The following is an 18,584-nucleotide window of genomic DNA, read 5'->3' on the forward strand; positions in this document are numbered from 1 at the left end:
AACACCGGTCCCGATCCACCGCGCTGACCGGTGGCGGCGCAGCCGGTTCCCACCCCGCTGATCCGTCGCTCCGTCTCGGTGGCCCGGTCGCAACCGATCGCCCCGGAAAAATCGAGCTATGCATGCTCACCGGAAGGACACCCTCGCTGTTGAGTTGCGTTGCTCGACCGTTGGGCGCTGGTGCGCTGAGGTGCAGACACACCAGCGCCCGGTCGGACGCGGCGGAGGTATCGCCGCGTGGCGCGTCACTACTGTTGGGGCGTGACAACGTCGTAGTGAGCAAGACGTGTAGGCCGTGCCGCCGCCTCGGCCGCTAACTGTTCGACGACCTGTTCGATCTTGCTCAACCGGTCGCGCAAGGCGGCGTTCTCGCTCGTCAGCTCGGTGTTCTCCCGGCGCAGCTCACTGAGCACAACCTGATGCGCGCGCAGACTGTTGATCTGCTCGGCCTGCATTTGCTGCACCCGCTGCTGTTTCTGCACCTCATTGAGCAGCATGGGCACGAGCAAGTGGTAGCGCACCACATTCGGCCGCCCTTCGTTGTCGGTCACGATCAACTCGGGCATGACCTGCGCGACTTCTTCGGCGATGAGGCCGTACTCGGCGTGACCCTCGGGATCGATCTCAGGCTTGTAGCGGAAGGCCACCGGGTGCAACTGCATCAGCTTGCTGCTGGTATCGCCAAGGTCGCGGATGTCGGTCTTGTAGCGGCGCGACGAGGTGCTGGTGCCGAGTTGGCCCGATCCGTTGACGTACACCGTGCTGCCACCGCTGCTGGTCGCGCCGCTGATGCCGGCAATGAATGTCGCTGACTGTCCGCTCCCGATTCGGATGATGTTTGAATCGCCCGCCGTGCCACCGTGGCCGATCATGATGTTGTTGTTGCCCGTGGTGAGGTTCACGCCGGCGCCGTTGCCAAGGGCGGCGTTGCTGCTACCGCTCGTCAAATTGTAAAGCGCGGCTTGCCCCACGGCGGCGTTGTTGATGCCGGTGTCATTCTTGTAAAGGGCCTGGCGCCCAACGGCGGCATTCCAGGAGCCCGTCGTGTTGGCGGCCAGCGCGGAATGGCCGACGGCGACGTTGTCGCCTCCGCTCCCGGAGGTTGACAACGCCTGGGCGCCGACGGCGGTATTGCGGTTGGCCGTACTTCCCATGAGCGCACTGTGGCCGACGGCGGTGTTTTCGCTGCCGGTAGTGTTCCAATACAGCGCATTTCGGCCGACCGCGGTGTTGGAACTTCCGGACACGTTCAAATAGAGCGCGGTGACGCCCAAGACCGCATTCTCGCTGCCACTGGTGTTGCTGACCATCGCGCTGCTCCCGACTGCGCAGTTCGAAGCCCCGTTCATGTTGTACACGAGCGCGCCTGATCCGACGGCCGTGTTGTTCGATCCGGTGGAGTTGTTGGCGAGGGTACGGAAGCCAAATGCAGAGTTGCTCCCCGCGGCCGTGGTGTTGGTCAATGCGCCTGCACCAACGGCCGTGTTCTGATCGCCCGTGTTGAGAAGTTTGAGCGCCTCAGCGCCCACCGCGGTGTTGCCGCCGGCGGAGGTGTTGTTCGCCAGGGCTGAGGAGCCAACGGCCGTGTTGGAATCACCGGTATTATCCTCCAATGCACTGTCGCCGACTGCCACGTTCTGAGACCCGATGACATTATCGTTCAGCGCCAAGACCCCGACCGCGGTGTTGTTGCTGCCGGTGGTATTGTTCTGGAGCGCAGCCGAGCCAAGAGCGGAATTGTAGGTGCCCGTATCGTTCATTTGGAGGGCGGCCGCGCCGACGGCCGTATTGTCCGACGCGGTGGTGTTGCTGTTGAGCGCGTTCATGCCCACGGCGGTGTTGGTGCCACCCGTGCTGTTGTTGGTGAGTGCCCCGAAACCCACGGCGGTGTTGGCGTTCCCGGTCAGATTGCCGAACAGCGCATTCACGCCAAATGCGGAGTTGTTACTGCCGGTAGTATTCGTGTTCATGGCGGACAGACCTACTGCAGTGTTGGCGCCGCCCGTCGTGTTCGAAGAGAGTGCGTAGGCGCCGACCTGCGTGTTGCTGCCGCCGGTGTTCGTCCCGAAATTGATGTCCACGTTGCGCAACCCGCCATCCGCCACGTCAGCGCCAGTGATGGTACCGTCGACAATGTTCGACGACGTGACCTGCCCGCCGATCAGGGTCACTTCGAGTTGCGGTATTTGGCTCGTGCTGATGTTCTCCTTGGAGTCGAGCTTGATGTTTAAGCCCACCCCAGCCGTCGGTACCAGCGCCAAGCCATTGTTGGTCAGCGACCCGTTGAGCCACGCCTTCACCGCGTTGGTGACGTCGACGGTGATGAAGTCTTTCTTCTCTGCCGGCGTCACGGGTACGGCGGACTGCTCGGTGGTGCCCAGCGTCGGGGCCACGGCGTAGGTGACCGTCGATTCCGTCCATGCCGAGGTGAGCCGCACGACATCGAACGCGCCGGCGAGCAAGCCGGTCACGGTGTTGGGATACAGCGTCAGCATCGCCTTGGCGACGTCGTTGCCACCGGTCCCGCTGGGCAACACCGACAGATCGAATTGCACGTAGACGTTCTTGGTGGTGAGGCTGATTGGTGGCCCGGCCAGTTCGAGGCTGGTGGCAATGCCTTTGTTGCTGGTCGGGAGCGACGACACGGTGTGCGTGTCGCCGACGAGTGGCAGCAGGGTGGCCGCAGCGGGTTGCGCGAGCGAGCACAGTGCTGCGATCAAACATCCTAGGATCAGTGGGCGCGCTTGACGGGTCATCGATATCCCCTCCTTCGTGTGAGTTTCGAATGTATAGTGGTCTTCAAATCGTGCCGATGGGCCATCTCGCACTCGGGGCGGCCCTCGCTGGCTGCGCCACCATGTGACTATTCGCTCCATGTGATCGGTCCTTCCGGGCCCGGCAGGTACGCGCAGCGGTAGCCGGTCTTGATGCGGGTGGAGAGATGAAAGCCGAGCTGTGCGTCGTGCGTGCTGATTTTCTGCAACGCTGCCTTGAGGCGCTTGGTGACGGCCGTGCGCGCTTGTTCGCGACTGCTCTCATCCAACGGCTTGGGGCCCCCGGCCCAAGACGAGAGATCGAGGACCGAGTAGTACTCGCCCGGATGGTGCAGGAGGTGCGCGAGATACTGCAGCCCCTTGCGGTCGCGGAGCCGCAACACGTTGCCTTGATAGGCGATCGTCCAATACTCGCCCTCGCGGCGGAAGGTGAACAAGTCCTGGCTGTCGGTCATGCGATGTCGTTCCCGCAGGTTCCTCCCGGCTACGGCGGCAGCCGCTGCAAATAGGGGCGCGACGACCGGCGGCACATCGTGACGATCGGCGTCACGACGGTGCGCCCTTTTACGTTGAGGGGGCGTGACATCCGGCGTCACGATGTGACGCCGGCCACGCCCCCATCGATTTGGAATGATCTTCCGATCGTTCCGGGGCGAAAGGGCGCGAGAGGCTTTGCCGAAAGACTCGATGGGCAGCCGTCATACCGGCGCAAGCCGGTATCCAGTTGGGATGGTGGGCCTCCAACCTGGATTCCGGCTTTCGCCGGAATGACAAATTGGAATGTCGAGCGGCTTGGGAAGCCGGCGGAAAGAGACGACGCTACGGCTTCACAGGACCCACTGCATCGGGCGGGTCGGCCCCGGAACGTAGGAGCAGAACAATCCTGTCTTGATCGTCTCGCGGAGGTAGCGGCCCAAATGCGGGTTGTGCTCGTCAATCCGATTGATGATTTCCTTGATCCGCTTGGTCACCGCGCTGCGGGCGCGTTCGGCGTGGCCGGCGGCGAGGCGGTTACGCCCGTTGAGCCCGACGGCGCCGGCGATCTCCTCGGTGAGGAACTCGATCTCCGCGCGCAACCGAGTGGCGCGGCCGGTGTCGGCGTGACCTTCGGCTTCATCGAGTTCTGCCCGCAAATCGGCGACGCGCTGCGCGTACTCCGCGCGGGCGCGCTGGTCCAACAGCGGCAAACCCTGATCCATCACGGAAGATGCGGGAGTCGTTGTCACCGAAGTCTCGCCCAGCGTGACGAGGTCGAGCACATGAAACTCACGACCCGGATGACGGAGCAGGTGGGCGATGTAGCTCAGACCTTTGGCGTCGCGAAGACGCAGCGGAGCGCCGTTGTCCGACACGGTCCAGTAGTCGCCTTCGCGGCGGAACACGGCCGTCGCACTGGCTTTGAGGTGGGCGGCGGCAACTTGTGCGGTGCCGGTTGTGTGGGCTGCGCCGGCCAATCGGAGCGCTTCGCTCTGCACAACGGAGGCGATCAACTCGGAGGCCTGCTGTTCCAGTGCGCCGGCGCCGAGTTCTCGCGCCGTAGCCAGCACCGCATCCAGCCGCGTGCGCGCCTGTGCCGCATCGTCTGGCTGCCGCCGCGCCAGCAGCATGCGTGCGTACGCGAGTTGGGTGCGCGCTGCGAACAGCGGCATCCCCATTCGGCGATACATGGCCAGCGCGTCGTCGAAATGTTGCACTGCCGTGTCCCAGCGCTGCATCGTGGCGGCCAGCAAACCGAGCGGATGCGAGGCCGAGCCGAAACAGATGAAGGTGTACGCGGTGACGATGTTCCGTCCCGCATAGGGGAGGAGCAGCTCGTACAACGTGGGGGCGCGCGCCGCATCGCCCAACGCCGCGCACACCTCGGCGAGCAATGCGACCGTGAGGCTGGCGGCTTTGGCCCCCCGCTTCATCGCGGCGAAGTCGTCGATGGCGATCCGCTCGAACTCGCTGCGAGCCGCGACCTGACGACCCAACTCGCTCAGCACGTAGATGAAGATGGACCGAAACCCGACGGCGCGAACATGTCGATCGGCCGCGGCGCGGAATGCGGGTTCGACTTCTGCGAGGCGGCCCTGTTCGCGGCAGACTTGGAGCAGTTGGAGCCAGAGCATCTGGAAGGCCCCCTCGCGGTTGACCTGCTGCCCGATCGCAAACGCCTCGTGCGCCAGCTGTTCACATTCCGCCAGTCGTCCCGCCAGCATCGCGCGCACGGCCCGCAGGTGGGTCGCCTGACCGAGCCACACCGGTTGGCGGATGCGCGCGGCATCGCCCGCCTGTGCTTCGACCTCACGGCGAAACGCATCGCCCTCTCCCAACTCCAGCAAGTCGCGCACGCGCAGCTCGCGACACAACATGATGAGGTTGGTGTCGTGGGTGAGCGCGGCCGCGGCCATTGCTTCGGTGGACACGGCGGCGCGCTCTTCAATGTTCGAGGAGCCTCCCAGCACCCAATGGCGGGCGAGCAACGCCTCGGCCAGCGCACCAGCATCTCCCAGCCTGCGCGCCAGGGCGACGGCCTCGACGGTGAGTTGCCCGGCGCGAATTCGACTGGCTCCACCGTCTGCGCTGAGTGCGGTGGCGAGTTGCGCCGCGGTTCTGGCGCGCAGCGCGCTCTCCTGATCTCCGAGCGCAGCGAAGGCTTCTTCCAGGAGCGCAAGCAGCTCCTCGTCTTTCGCGCCGATCGCAAACCCTTCGTGGCCGTCGGCAATCGCCGCACGGGCAAGGAAATCCGGACGGCCCAATCGGCGCGCAATCGCGGCGAGGCGTTGATGGGTGTCGCGTGCCCGGTCGCGTTGGCCGGCGCGTTGCTGGGCATGGGCAAGGCACAGCAGCACCTCGCAGCGCTCTTCGTCGGCGCCGGGCGTGGCGGCGTGGAGCACTCGATCCGCCAGTTCGTACAAGCGCACCGCCTCTTCATAGGCCAGGAGCGCCAGGGCACGATCCCCGGCGCGGCGCGCGTAGGCGACCGCCTTCGCACCGTCCGCATCGCCATCCGCCTCGGCGAAATGGTAGGCCAACTCGGCGACTCGTTCGGCCGCATCCGGCAGCTGCTCGATCGCGTTCCCCACCGCGCGGTGCAAGTGCCGGCGCGATGTGTCCGGAATGGCTTCGTAGAGCGTCTCCCGAATGAGCGCGTGCGCGAACCGATAGCGGCCGCTCGCGGTGCGAAGCACAATGCGGGCGGTCACCGCCTCCTGCACGACCGCGCACGTGGCGCCGGTAGCGCGCTCGACGACGTCGGTTAGGAAATCTCGCCCGATTACTGCGGCAATCTGAAGCGTATCGAGACAGGCTCGGGAGAGCGGCCGCAAACGGCGCTGAATGAAGGCGCGCACGTTTTCGGGCACGCCGATGGCCGTCACGTCGGCACCATCCGCCGCATCGAGCCCGCGCTCGCTCAGCAGCGCCCGCACGAACTCGCTGAGAAGAAACGGATTGCCTTCCGTGCGTTGATGCAGCGAGGCAACCAGCGCGTCGCTGGGCGGGCCGACAAAGACCCGCCGTACGTACTCCGACACTTCCGCGGCAGACAGCCCGGTCAGTTCGAGGTGCACACATCCCGACACCCGCGCCAATTCGAGCAGCGCGTCGGCCAGCGGCGTGCCCGGCGCGGCGCCGACGGGGCGATATGTGGCGACGATCAGGACGGGAACGTCTTGCAGTTCGCGGGCAACAAAACACAACAATTGCAGCGACGACGCATCAGCGCCCTGGAGGTCGTCGAACACGAGCACCAGCGCGGTGCGTTCGGCTACGCCGCGGATCAAGCGCGCAACGGCGTCGAACAGCCGGAACCGATTGTCGGCCGATTCGGTTGGGCAGTGCGAATCCGCCTCGAAGATGCCGGGATCGAGGTGCGCCAGGAGCCCCGTGTCCGCCCCAAGCGCGCGGCGCACGAGCGCCTGGTCTCTGGCGCAGGCGCGAATGACTTGCACCCAGGGCCAGAAGGCCGGCGCTCCTTCGCCCTCGTAACAACGGCCCCAGATGATGCGGGCGCCGGCGGCGCGCGCCGCCGCGGCAACCTCTTCCGCCGTGCGGGTCTTCCCCATCCCCGGTTCGCCGCGCAGCAACACCAAGCGGGCGCGCCCCGCAAAGGCTTCGCCGGCGACGGCCCGCATCCGCGCCAACTCGCCCTCGCGTCCGACGAACACGTCGGCAGTCTGTCGCGCAGTCACGGGGGCACTCATGGTCGCCCTCTTTGCACTACCGCGCACCCCGTCGTCAACAAGACGGGCCGCTTCATTACGGCTGCCATTTGCGGAGCTTCGAACTCTCACAATCGGCCCTCCTCATGGGCCCCCTCTTGAGAGCGAACCCAAATCAAACTGCGAACTGCCGCAAGCGCGCCACGGCTCCACGCAGTTCGTTAGTGGGACATATACAGGCGAATGCGTTGCCTGTGAAGTTAGGGTTTTCCCTTAGTTTTCGGGTGGGGTAGGACGGCACCGGCGCGCTCGGCGTTGCCGCCGTGGGGTCGTCCCAGGGCTTGATCCGCTCGCCTCAACCCTCTCCCCGCCGGCGACGCGGTGAGCGGGGGTTGCGCTCCGCTATGCTACCTAGCGGTTCGGCCTGACGCAGATCCAAGCGAAACTCCAACCCCGTCACCGCCGCCACGCTCGGCATGGCGCGGCACTCTTGAAAGCGGGAGAGGTGGCGGCGCCCGGTTGGTGATCGGCGCGGGCGCTGTGGTATGCATCGATCCGATGGGTTCGTGGCGCGACATCGTCGAGCAGCGGATTGCGCCGGTGCACGACAGCGGGCAGGACAAGCGCTTGCCGCTGGCCGAGGCGATTCGGCGGTTCGTGCGTCCCGGCATGAAGATCAACCCGTGCAGCTTGCAATCGCGCCCGGTGGCGGCGCTCTATGAAGTGTGCCGGCAATTCGCCGGGACGCAGCCCGGATTCGAGTTCATCTCCTCGTCGTTGAGCGGCAACTACTTGCAGCTCGTGCATCTCGGGCTTCTCAAGCGAGCCGTGGTGTCGTTTGCGGGCGAAGGCTATCCGACGCCGGGGCCGAGCCCGATCATCGCGCGTGCGCTAGCGCGCAAGGAGTTGGAGATAGAGAACTGGACGATGCTGACGATCTCCCAGCGGCTGCTGGCGGGTGCGATGGGCGTACCGTTTCTCACCACGCGCTCGATCGCCGGCAGCTCGATGGCCGAGGACCTCGACGCGCGCGGCCTCTTTGCCGAGGTTCCCGATCCGTTTGCGCCGGGCCAACGACAAGGAGTGATTCGCGCGTACTGCCCGGACATCAGCTTCGTCCACGCCTGGGCCGCCGATGCCGCGGGCAACGCCGTCTGCTTTCCCCCATATCAGGAGAACGTGTACGGCGCGCTGGCGGCGCGCGACGGCGTGATCGTCACCGCGCACCAGATCGTGCCCACCAGCTTCGTGCGCCGCTACGCGCAACTCGTCCGCATTCCCGCCGAGCGCGTCGTGGCGGTCAGCGAGGTGCCCTTCGGCTCGCATCCGTACGGGAACTATTGCCGCGACGTGCCCGAGTTCACGCCGTACGCCAACGACTACGACTTCATGGGCGCGCACCGCCGTGGGCAAGATGACGAGGCCGCGTATAGCGAATGGGTCCGCGAGTGGATCCTCGAGGTGAAGGACCAGCAGCGCTACCTGCAGAAGCTCGGCGACGAGCGGATTCGAAAACTGTTCGAGCTGGCCAAGCCGGAGTCGTGGCGACAGGAGCTCGAGCCTCACGCGGCGGCGTTCGAGGCGCCGCGTCCCGCCGGTCCGATCGAGGAGATGGTGCTTCAGGGCGCGCGCGTGATCGCCGAGCGGATTGCGGCCAAGCGTTACCGGACCGTGCTGTCCGGCGTCGGCCAGGCGGCGCTGATGGCGTGGCTCGCGGCGCATCGCGTCCGCCAGGCCGGCGGGGAATTCGCGATGGTCGCCGAGGTAGGCATGTACGGCCACGATCCGCGCCCGGCTGATCCCTTCCTGCTCAATTACTGGAACCTGCCGACGACGACGATGCTCACGGACGTCTTCGAGGCGCTCGGGTTGCACGGCTGCGGCGGCACGAATCAGTGTCTCGCCACCGTCGGGGCGGCGCAGATCGACCAGCACGGCAACATCAACTCGACGTTCGCCGACAACGGCCAGTTCATCGTCGGGTCGGGTGGTGCCAACGACATCGTGACTGCGGCGCAAGAAACGATCGTGGTGGCAGCTCAGCGGCGGCAGACCTTCGTCAAATCGGTCGCCTACGTTACCAGCCCAGGCGCCCGGGTCGGCTGCGTGGTCTCGACCATGGGTCGCTTCGAGAAGCGCGGCGGCGAGAAGCTGCTGCTGACGGGCTATTTCCACCGCGCCGGATCGAGCCGTGAGCAACGCATACGCGAAATTCAGCAGCACTGCGGCTGGGAGTTGCAAGTCGCCGGCGACCTGGTCGAACTCGCTCCGCCCACCGCGGACGAGCTCGCCCTGCTGCGCGTATTCGACCCCGAGCGATTCTTTCTGGGCAAGGCCGGATAGCGGATAGCTGAGGCGCCAACTCGAAGTCGTTGCTGGCGTGCGCTCGAAATGCCATGAAGCGGCCATGATCACCGCCTTTGACGACTACTGCATTCACCAGATCGCCGAGCCGGTGGCGCAGCCATCGCAGAGCGATCGCAACTTCTACGACCGCTACTGGTTCAACGGCTGCGATCGCGACGGCCGCTTCATCTTCGAGGTCGCGCTCGGCCTGTATCCCAACCGCCACGTGATGGACGCGCACTTCAGCGTTGCGCTGGGCAAGCGGCAGCACGCCTTTCACGCCTCGCGCCGCGCACCCAAGGAGCGCGGCGAGACGGTGGTCGGCCCGCTCGCGGTCGAAGTCGTGCGCCCCATGCGCATCACGCGCGTGCGGCTCGCAGCCAACGACACCGGCATCTCGTGCGACCTGACGTTCACGGCCCGCACTATCCCGACGGAGGAACCGCGCAGCCTGCTGTACGACGACGGCCACGTCATCCTGAACACCTGCCGCTTTACCCAGTTCGGCATGTGGGAGGGCCACTTCGTCGCCGACGGACAGCGCACGGAAGTGCGCCGGGCGACGACCTTCGGGCTGCGTGACAAGTCGTGGGGCGTGCGTCCCGTGGGTGAGCCGCAGGGCGGCGCCCCGGGGCGGCTGAGCACCGAGCCGGGCGTCTATTGGGTATGGAGCCCGGTGCACTTCGACGCCTTCTGCACCCACTTCGCCACGTTCGAGGATCGCGACGGGCACTCGACGCAGTTGGGCGCGGCCATCGTGCCGGCGTACGCCGACCTCGAAGCGATCCCCGCTCTGGAGGATCCCGGGCTGAAGGAAATGCAGACAGCGCGGCACACGATTCACTGGGAGAAGGGCACGCGCCGCGCCCGCGGCGGGGACCTCGAACTGGTGCCGCCGGCGGGCGAGACGCTGCGTATCAGCGGGGAGACGATCGCACGGTTTCAGATGTTCGGACTCGGCTATCAGCACCCCGAGTGGGGTCACGCCTTCTGGAAGGGTGAACTGGCGACCGGCTCCGAGCACTTCAACCACGACGAACTCGACCCGCTCGAGTACAAGAACATCCACGTCCATCACCTCGTGCGGGCCCAGCTGGGCGAGCAGCAAGGGATCGGCACGCTCGAGACCGTCGTGATCGGGCGGCACACGCCCTCGGGATTCCAGAGCTTCTTCGACGGCGCGCCGTGAGCGGACGGGGTGGGCACCGCGCGACGCGCTGGTGCAATTAGCCCGCGTGCGCGAGCGACAACCACGCCGCCTTAACACGATTGTGAGGCACACATGGTTACAATCAGTCATCGGTTCGTGAATACCAACGGCATCCGCATGCACCTCGCCGAGGCCGGAGAGGGACCGTTGGTGCTGCTCTGCCACGGCTTCCCGGAGAGCTGGTACTCGTGGCGGCACCAGCTGCGGGCTTTGGCGGCTGCCGGCTATCACGCGGTAGCGCCGGACCAGCGGGGCTACGGCCAGAGCGATGCCCCGCCCGAGGTCCGTTCGTACACGCAGCTGCATCTGGTCGGTGACTTGGTCGGCCTGCTCGACGCCCTGGGCGAGGAGAAGGCGGTCGTGGTCGGTCACGACTGGGGTGCGCCGGTGGCGTGGCACGCGGCGTGGCTGCGGCCGGACCGCTTCCGCGCCGTCGCCGGCTTGAGCGTGCCCTGGAGCAGCCACCACACCCCCATCCCACCGACCCAGCTTCTGAGTTCACTGGTTGGCGACGGCTTCCTCTACATCCTCTACTTCCAAGCAGAGGGCGTGGCGGAAGCTGAGCTGGACCGCGACATTCGCGGTACCCTGCGCCGGCTGCTGTACTCGGTCTCGGGCGACATTTCGCGCGAGCAGTTTCGCTTTTTCAACTCGGAGGCGAAGTGTCTGAACGACTGCTTGCGCGAGCCGGCCGCGCTGCCCGACTGGCTGAGCGCCGCTGACCTCGACGTATTCACGGCCGAGTTCGAGCGCAAGGGCACGTTCCGTCACGCCCTCAACTGGTATCGCTGCATCGACCTCAACTCCGAGCTGCTGGCGCCGTTCGCCGGCCTGCGGGTCGAACAGCCTGCGCTGTTCATCGGCGCGGAGCACGACGTGGTTCTCGGCCAGACCAGAGACGGCGTGGCCGCGACCAAGGAATGGGTTCCCAACCTGCGCGAGCCGGTGTGGCTCGAGAACTGCGGTCATTGGCTGCAACAAGAGGAGCCGCAACGGGTGAACTCCATCTTGCTCGACTTCCTCGCCAGCCTCGACTGAGCCGTGAACGGTACGACTCTTACGACGGATTGAACGGATACTACCAGGTGAAGGGTCGCTTCACGACCGACGGCCGAAGGCACCAAACGGGACAGCGCTGCCTATTTGTTCGTTCAACTGCCCCAAGGGGCGCCGACGCAGAAGCACGGTGAGGCGGCGGCCGGGTCGGCCCGGCGAACCGTCTCGCACTCGGGCTCGGCGCGAAAGACCTCGCCTCGGGTATCGCTGACGGTGACAACACGGCGAGTGGGCGGAATCGTCTGCGGGCGTGGATAGGCGTAGTAACCCCAGACGGTGCACGTCAGGGCCGCGTTGAGCCGCCACTGCAACACCGACAGCTGCTCGCTGAGCGCACGATTCTCCTGCGCCAGCTGCGCGCGCTGCTGGCGTTCGACCGCAGCCTGACTGGTAGTGTCGTCGTTCTCCTGGACCAGCCGCTCGAGTTCCTGCAACAAGGTGGCGTTCTCTTGGCGCAAGGCCGCGTTCTCCTCGTACAGCGCCACGCTCTCGGCCTGCTGTTCCTCGTCCTCGCTCTCTTCGGCGACAGGTGTGGGCTGGGCCGCCCGTGGTTCAGTCGCCGGCCGGCGGGGTGGAGGCGGGGCCGGCGCCGCGACGGCGAAGCGGCGCTCGGCCTGAATCAAGCCGCCAAAGCCGCCGAGAATCGGCGCGTGGGCGCGCAGCCGATATGGGCCGGGGGCCGCAAGATCCTGCGATGTGAGCTCGAACGGCGACGGATGAATTCCCAGGTCTCGCGCCGGACTGCCGTTGGCTACCAGCGACAGCGCCAGCCGCGGCGGGCCGTCCCAGCGTACCAACAACGGCGCGGAAACCAGCGCGCCCTCCGCTGGCGTCAGAATCTCCGGTTGCAGCCAGCGAAAGAGCGGTGTCCCCAGCCTCAGCTCCAGCAGTACCAGCGCCGCTGCCGTGACCGCTACGATGCCAAGTGTTCTTCTCACGTCTTGCCCTCGGCTCGAATTATAAGCGAATCTCGCGGCCCACGCCTACCCCCGGCGCGATCGCCTGGCGGCGAGCGCGAACTTGACTCGCCCGGACTTCCCGGTTAAGCCTCAGCGACTTTGCGCCAGGACGCACCCACGTGGAAAGCGATAGCTCCGACCTAGTTGCGACGCGCCGGCGCAAGCTCGCCGAGCTGCGTGCCCGTGGCATCGAACCGTTTCCCAACGACTTCCGCCCGCAGGACACGGCCGCCTCAGTGCAGGCCAGCTGTGGCGCTCTGAGCCGCGAAGAACTCGAACTGCAAGCCGGCCACGCCAGCCTCGCCGGGCGTATCGTCGCCCTGCGTGATTTCGGGCGCGCCTCGTTCCTGCACTTGCAGGATCGCAGCGGGCGCATGCAGGCCTACGTCAAGCGCGAGGTGGTGGGGGAGCAAGCCTTCGCGCTGTTCAAGTCGATGGACCTGGGGGATTTCATCGGCGTGACCGGCCGCCCATTTCGTACCCGGACCAACGAGTTGACCATCGAGGCTGCCGGCGTGCGGCTGCTGGGCAAGGCCGTGCGGCCGCTGCCCGAGAAATGGCATGGTCTGACCGACGTCGAAGCCCGCTACCGGCAGCGTTATCTCGACCTGGTAGCCAATCCCGAGGTGTCTGCCGCCTTTCGGCTGCGCTCGCGGCTGATCGATCGCATTCGCAGCTTTCTCACTGCGCGGGATTTCCTCGAAGTCGAGACGCCGATGATGCAGGCGCTGGCCGGCGGCGCGGCGGCGCGGCCGTTTGTCACCCACCACAACGCCCTCGACATGGATCTCTATCTGCGGATCGCGCCGGAGTTGTACCTCAAGCGGCTGCTGGTCGGGGGCTTCGAGCGAGTGTTCGAACTCAACCGCGTGTTTCGTAACGAGGGCATCTCGGTGAGGCACAACCCCGAGTTCACCATGTTGGAGTTCTACTGGGCCTACGCCACCTACGACGACCTGATGCAGCTGACCGAGGAGCTGGTGGTCAGCTTGGCCGATGAACTGCTCGGCCGGCGGGTGCTGTCATACGGCGACTGGAGCGTTGATCTGACGCCGCCGTGGCGGCGCATCGCGATTCCGGAATACGTCGCCGAGCGCGCCGGCGTCGCGCTCGAGGCGGTGCTGGCGCTCGACTTGGCCACCGTCAAGCTTGCCGCCGACAAGCTCGGGGTGGCGGCGGCCAACCACGACTATGTGGCGCATTACGGGCCGGCCGCGGCCGGCTACTTGCTGGTCGACACCTTCGAAGCAGTGGCCGAACCGGAGCTGATTCAACCAACCTTCGTGCACCAGTATCCGGCGGCGGTGTCGCCGTTGGCCCGGCGCAACGCGGTGCACGCGCAGTTCGTCGATCGCTTCGAAGCCTTTGTCGTCGGGCGCGAGCTGGCCAATGCCTTCTCCGAACTCAATGATCCCGACGATCAACGGGCACGGTTCGAGGAGCAGGCGCGGGCGCGGGCGGCGGGCGACCAAGAGGCCCACGTGATGGACGAGGATTTCCTGCGCGCGCTCGAACACGGCATGCCGCCAGCCGCCGGCGAGGGCATCGGCATCGATCGACTGGTGATGCTCTTTACCAACGCGGCCTCCATCCGTGACGTCATCCTCTTCCCACACCTGCGCCCGGAGCAACGTTAGCGCGGCGGCCGGCGTTCGGGCGCCTTGCCTGCGCCGGGGTTCCGTGCGATTCGCCAATCGCGGTATTGGATAAGCCGAGCATGCGTTACGAACTCTTCATCGGGCTGCGCTACCTGCGCGCCAAGCGCAAGGAGGCCTTCATCTCCCTCATCACCGTCATCTCGATGATCGGAGTGATGATTGGGGTGATGACGCTGAACATCGCACTCGCGATCATGACCGGCTTCGAAGAGGATCTGCGCGACCGCATCCTGGGGTTCAACCCCCACGTCATCGTCCTCAGCTACAGCGGCAGCATGGCGGAACCGCAGAGCGTGGTTGACCGCGTCTTGCCGGTCGCCGGGGTGATGGCGGCCGAACCGTTCATCTACGGGCAGGTGATGCTTTCGACGCAACAGAACGTGTCCGGCGTGGTGGTGCGCGGCGTGCTCCCGGCGCCGGGTGGCACCGTCGACCTCGAGCGCCACCTCAGCCAAGGGCACGTGGCAGAACTCGCCAAACTCCACCCCGTCCAGCGCGACCCGGGCGTCGGCGGCACGGTCGAGCTGCCCGGCATCATTCTCGGAAAAGAACTGGCGCGCCAGCTCAACCTGGCGCCGGGCGACGCGGTGAGCGTGGTGTCGCCGATGGGTACGCCGAGTGCGGCGGGGCTGGTGCCGCGGGTGAAGCGCTTTGTCGTCGTCGGCTTTTTCAACTCGGGCATGTCGGAGTACGATGCCTCACTGGCCTACGTCAGCCTGCGCGAGGCGCAGCGCTTCTTCGATCTCGGCGAGGCGGTGACGGGCATCGAGGTGCGGGTGCGTGACTTGTACGACGCCGATCAAGTGGCCGCCGCGCTCAGCCGGGAGCTCGGCTTCCCCTACCGCGTGCGCGATTGGATGGAGGTCAATCACAACCTGTGGTCGGCGTTGAAACTCGAAAAGACGGTGTACTTCATCGTCTTGCTGCTCATCATCTTGGTGGCCGCGTTCAACATCGTCGCCACCCTGATCATGGTGGTGATGGAGAAGCGCAAGGACATCGCCATCCTCAAGTCGATGGGCGCGACGGCGGCCGGGGTCGGACGGATCTTCGTGTACAAGGGGTTCATCGTCGGCGTCGTCGGCACTCTACTCGGCAACCTCGCCGGCTACGTCAGTTGTGTGGTGCTCAAACACTACGAGTTCATCAAGCTGCCGCCCGATGTCTTCTACGTCTCCACCGTGCCGGTGCGAATGTATCCCGAGTACTTCGCCGCGGTCACGCTGGCCTCTTTGCTGATTTGCTTGCTGGCCACCATCTATCCGGCGCGCCAGGCGGCGCGGCTCGTACCGGTCGACGTGATTCGCTATGAGTGAGGCGGTCCTAATCCGCGCGGTCAAGCTGAGCAAGGTGTACGGCGACGGCGGTCACCCCGTGCCCGTGCTCAGCGACCTCGACCTCGAGGTTCCGGCCGGGGAAATGCTGGTGATCCTGGGCGAGTCGGGCGTGGGCAAGAGCACGCTCTTGCACATTCTCGGCGCGCTCGACCGGCCGACCGCGGGCACGGTTTACTTCGACGGCACGGAGCTGGCCCGCCTCAAAGAGCGGGAGCTGGCGGCGCTGCGCAACCGCGAGGTCGGCTTCATCTTTCAGTTCCATCACCTGTTGCCCGACTTCAACGCGCTCGAGAACGTCATGATGCCCGCCCTGATTCGCGGTCACGGCTACGAACAAGCCGAGGCGCGCGCGCGCGCCTGCCTGCTGCAAGTGGGCTTGGGCGAGCGGCTGACACACAAGCCCGGAGAACTCTCGGGCGGTGAGCAGCAACGCGTCGCCATCGCGCGGGCGGTCATGGGGTCACCGCGCGCCATCCTCGCCGACGAGCCTACCGGCAACCTCGATCCGGCCACGGCCGACAGCGTCCACACGCTGCTGCTCGACCTCAATCGCCGCCACGGCATCACCTTCGTCATCGTCACCCACAACGAACGGCTGGCGGCGTTGGCCCATCGCTCACTGCGCCTGCACGGCGGGAAGCTGAGCTGATGGCGCCGCCGCAGGGGTATCGGCGCCCGGCTGGCTTTACACCCGCCGGGGCGTTTGCTACGCATCCGCGCCAGTCACGCGTGCGGGGAAGTTGGGTGCGAGTACTACCGAAGATCCTGCTGGTGGGCCTCGCGCTCCGGTGCACCGCCGCCGCGGCGCAGCTGCTGCCAGAGCCGGGGCGCCTCGACCAGGTCCGTATCTCCGGCAACCACCGCGTCGAGGAAGAAGCCATCCGCGTGCAACTACGCACGCGCCCCGGCAGCAACTATGACCCCGAAACCGTGGATAGCGACATCCGCGCCCTCTACCGCATGGGCTTCTTCGACGACGTGCAAGCCGAGCTGGCGCAGCTCGAAGCCCTCTGGGTGCTCACCTATACCGTGGCCGAGCGGCCGCAGATCAAAGAAGTCAGGCTCGAGGGCAACAAGAAGATCGATCGCGAAGATCTTGAAAACGCGCTGAAGATACGCCCGCACACGATCCTTGATCCGACCAAGGCCCGGCGCGGCATCGAGGAAGCTCGCAAGCTCTACGAGAAGAAGGGCTATCTCGACGCTGCCATCACCTACGCCACCGAACCCGTCGGCGACAATGAGGTGATCGTTACCCTGAAAGTGGAGGAAGGCAAAGTCATTCGGGTTCAGAAGCTCGTCCTCGAAGGCGCCCGCAAACTGGCGCCCTCGACCCTCAAGAAGGTGATGCAGACGAAGGAGGAGTGGCTGCTGTCGTTCCTCACCGGCGCCGGCAATCTCGATCGTGAGATCCTCAAGGCCGACACCGAGCGGATCACCGCTTACTACTACGACCAAGGCTACATCGACGTGCGGGTCGATGAGCCGGCGGTGGAGCGCAAAGAGGACGGGCTGTTCGTTACCATCAAGATCGATGAGGGCGAGCTGTACACCGTCGGCACCGTCAGCATCACCGGCGACCTGATTGACGCGGCCGAGACGGCGCGTAAACAGCTCGGCCTGGTCAGCGGCGAAACCTTTCGCTCCAGCAAGCTGCGCGAGGACATCAACAAGATCACCGAAGTTTACGGCGATCAGGGCTACGCCTTCGTCAACGTCACCCCCGACACCCAGGGCGAGCCCGGCCAGCAGGTCATCAACGTCGCCTACAAGGTCAGCCGCGGCCCCGAGGTGGCTTTCGACAAGATCGAAATCACCGGCAACACCAAGACCCGCGACAAGGTCATTCGCCGTGAACTCAAGGTGCAAGAGCAGGAGCGCTTCTCGGGCTCGAAGCTGCGCAAGAGCCAGGAGAACCTGCGCCGCCTCGGTTTTTTCGAGGACGTCAACCTGACCACGCGCAAGGCCGCTAGCGACGATCGCCTGGATCTGCTGGTCGACGTGAAGGAAGGCTCGACCGGTACCTTCTCCGCCGGCGCCGGCATCAGCTCGGGCGAGTCGTTCCTGTTCAATATCCGGCTCTCGGAGATCAACCTGTTCGGGCGCGGGCAGCGGCTGGTGCTCAACACCGACTTCGGCTCGATTCGCCGGCAGTTCCAGCTCAGCTTCACCGAGCCCTACTTTCTGGACACCGAGCTCAGCCTCGGCGTCGACCTCTTCAATTGGGAGATGATCTTCGAGGAGTTCACGCGCGGCGGCACCGGTGCCGGCATTCGTACGCTGTATCCGCTGACGGCGCTGGGGTGGGATAGGCTGTGGGGTTACTCGCTCGAAGACACCCGGCTGGGCCTGGAGTACCGCATCGAGGAGGCCGAGATCAAAGACGTCTCGACCACCGCGGTGCGTGGCATCAAGGACGAAGAGGGCTCGAGCTTGACCAGCAGCGTGATACCGCGCGTCTTTCGCGACACGCGCAATCATCCGTTCGATCCGACCGCGGGCTCGTTGCAGGATTTCTCCCTCGAACTTGCGGGTCTGGGCGGCGAGAGCCGCTTCCTCAAGTTGGAGAGCCGGCTGCGCTGGTACTACCCGTTCTACAAGAGCGCGCGCTTGGGCACCTTCGTGTTTGCGCCCGGGGCGACATTCGGTTACGGGCTGGGCTACGGCGGCGGCCGCAGTGAGCTGCCGCTGTTCGAGCGCTATTTCCCAGGGGGCATCAACTCGGTGCGCGGTTACAAGGTGCGCTCCCTGGGCCCGCGTGAGCCGGTGTTTAACTCGCGCGGGCAGCTGGTGCGTCGCGATGCTATCGGCGGGAGTCAGGAATTGGTGTTCAATGAAGAGGTGATCTTCCCGATCGTCGAGGCGCTCGGGCTCAAGGGCGTGCTGTTCTTCGATGCCGGCAACGCCTTTCGCGCCACCGACGGTATCGAGTTCGACGACATGCGCACCGCCGTCGGGGCCGGCATACGCTGGCTGTCGCCGATCGGGCCGTTGCGCATCGAGGTCGGCTTCCCGCTCAATCCGCGGGTGGGCGACGAAAAGCGGGCCGTGCTGTTTTCCTTCGGCGGACCGCCATGAGCAGGAAGAAAGGCTGAGAAC

General features: G+C 65.8%; 11 protein-coding genes. 7 read left to right on the top strand and 4 right to left on the bottom strand.

Features of this window, described 5'->3' with window-relative positions:
- Positions 1-248: 248 nt before the first annotated feature.
- From HY699_05465 to HY699_05475, 3 genes are all read right to left on the bottom strand, one after another.
- Positions 249-2,756, bottom strand: a complete 2,508-nt coding sequence (locus HY699_05465) for a DNRLRE domain-containing protein (GenBank protein MBI4515249.1) — start codon at positions 2,754-2,756, stop codon at positions 249-251.
- Positions 2,757-2,863: 107 nt separating this feature from the next.
- Entirely contained in the window at positions 2,864-3,229 is a 366-nt protein-coding gene (locus tag HY699_05470) for a hypothetical protein (protein MBI4515250.1), read from the bottom strand.
- Positions 3,230-3,601: 372 nt separating this feature from the next.
- On the bottom strand, positions 3,602-6,961 hold the full coding sequence (locus tag HY699_05475; GenBank protein ID MBI4515251.1) for an AAA family ATPase: 3,360 nt from the start codon (positions 6,959-6,961) through the stop codon (positions 3,602-3,604).
- 516 nt (positions 6,962-7,477) lie between these two features.
- On the opposite strand from HY699_05475, the gene HY699_05480 reads away from it, so the two are divergent.
- The 3 genes from HY699_05480 to HY699_05490 all read left to right on the top strand — a co-directional run bounded on the left by HY699_05480 (position 7,478) and on the right by HY699_05490 (position 11,513).
- Positions 7,478-9,262 (top strand): hypothetical protein, encoded by a 1,785-nt coding sequence (locus HY699_05480; GenBank protein ID MBI4515252.1) that lies wholly within the window; start codon positions 7,478-7,480, stop codon positions 9,260-9,262.
- Between the two features lie 64 nt (positions 9,263-9,326).
- Complete coding sequence (locus tag HY699_05485; protein MBI4515253.1) at positions 9,327-10,454, top strand: hypothetical protein; 1,128 nt, start codon at positions 9,327-9,329, stop codon at positions 10,452-10,454.
- A 93-nt stretch (positions 10,455-10,547) separates the two neighbouring features.
- Positions 10,548-11,513 carry an alpha/beta hydrolase gene (locus HY699_05490; GenBank protein ID MBI4515254.1) on the top strand — a complete coding sequence of 322 codons (966 nt, stop codon included), beginning with the start codon at positions 10,548-10,550 and terminating at the stop codon, positions 11,511-11,513.
- Positions 11,514-11,626: 113 nt separating this feature from the next.
- On the opposite strand, the gene HY699_05495 is transcribed toward HY699_05490, so the two are convergent.
- Entirely contained in the window at positions 11,627-12,469 is an 843-nt protein-coding gene (locus HY699_05495) for a hypothetical protein (GenBank protein ID MBI4515255.1), read from the bottom strand.
- Positions 12,470-12,609: 140 nt separating this feature from the next.
- Between HY699_05495 and lysS the strand changes: the two genes are divergently transcribed.
- From lysS to bamA, 4 genes are all read left to right on the top strand, one after another.
- Entirely contained in the window at positions 12,610-14,127 is a 1,518-nt protein-coding gene (gene lysS, locus HY699_05500) for a lysine--tRNA ligase (protein MBI4515256.1), read from the top strand.
- Positions 14,128-14,207: 80 nt separating this feature from the next.
- Entirely contained in the window at positions 14,208-15,464 is a 1,257-nt protein-coding gene (locus tag HY699_05505; GenBank protein MBI4515257.1) for a lipoprotein-releasing ABC transporter permease subunit, read from the top strand.
- Positions 15,457-16,134, top strand: coding sequence for an ABC transporter ATP-binding protein (locus HY699_05510; protein MBI4515258.1), 678 nt, complete (start codon positions 15,457-15,459; stop codon positions 16,132-16,134). Before HY699_05505 ends, HY699_05510 begins: the two co-directional genes overlap by 8 nt.
- A gap of 95 nt (positions 16,135-16,229) precedes the next feature.
- Positions 16,230-18,563, top strand: coding sequence for an outer membrane protein assembly factor BamA (gene bamA, locus HY699_05515; protein ID MBI4515259.1), 2,334 nt, complete (start codon positions 16,230-16,232; stop codon positions 18,561-18,563).
- Positions 18,564-18,584: the final 21 nt, after the last annotated feature.

This window comes from Deltaproteobacteria bacterium, assembly GCA_016210005.1.
Classification (GTDB): Bacteria; Desulfobacterota; Binatia; order HRBIN30; family JACQVA1; genus JACQVA1.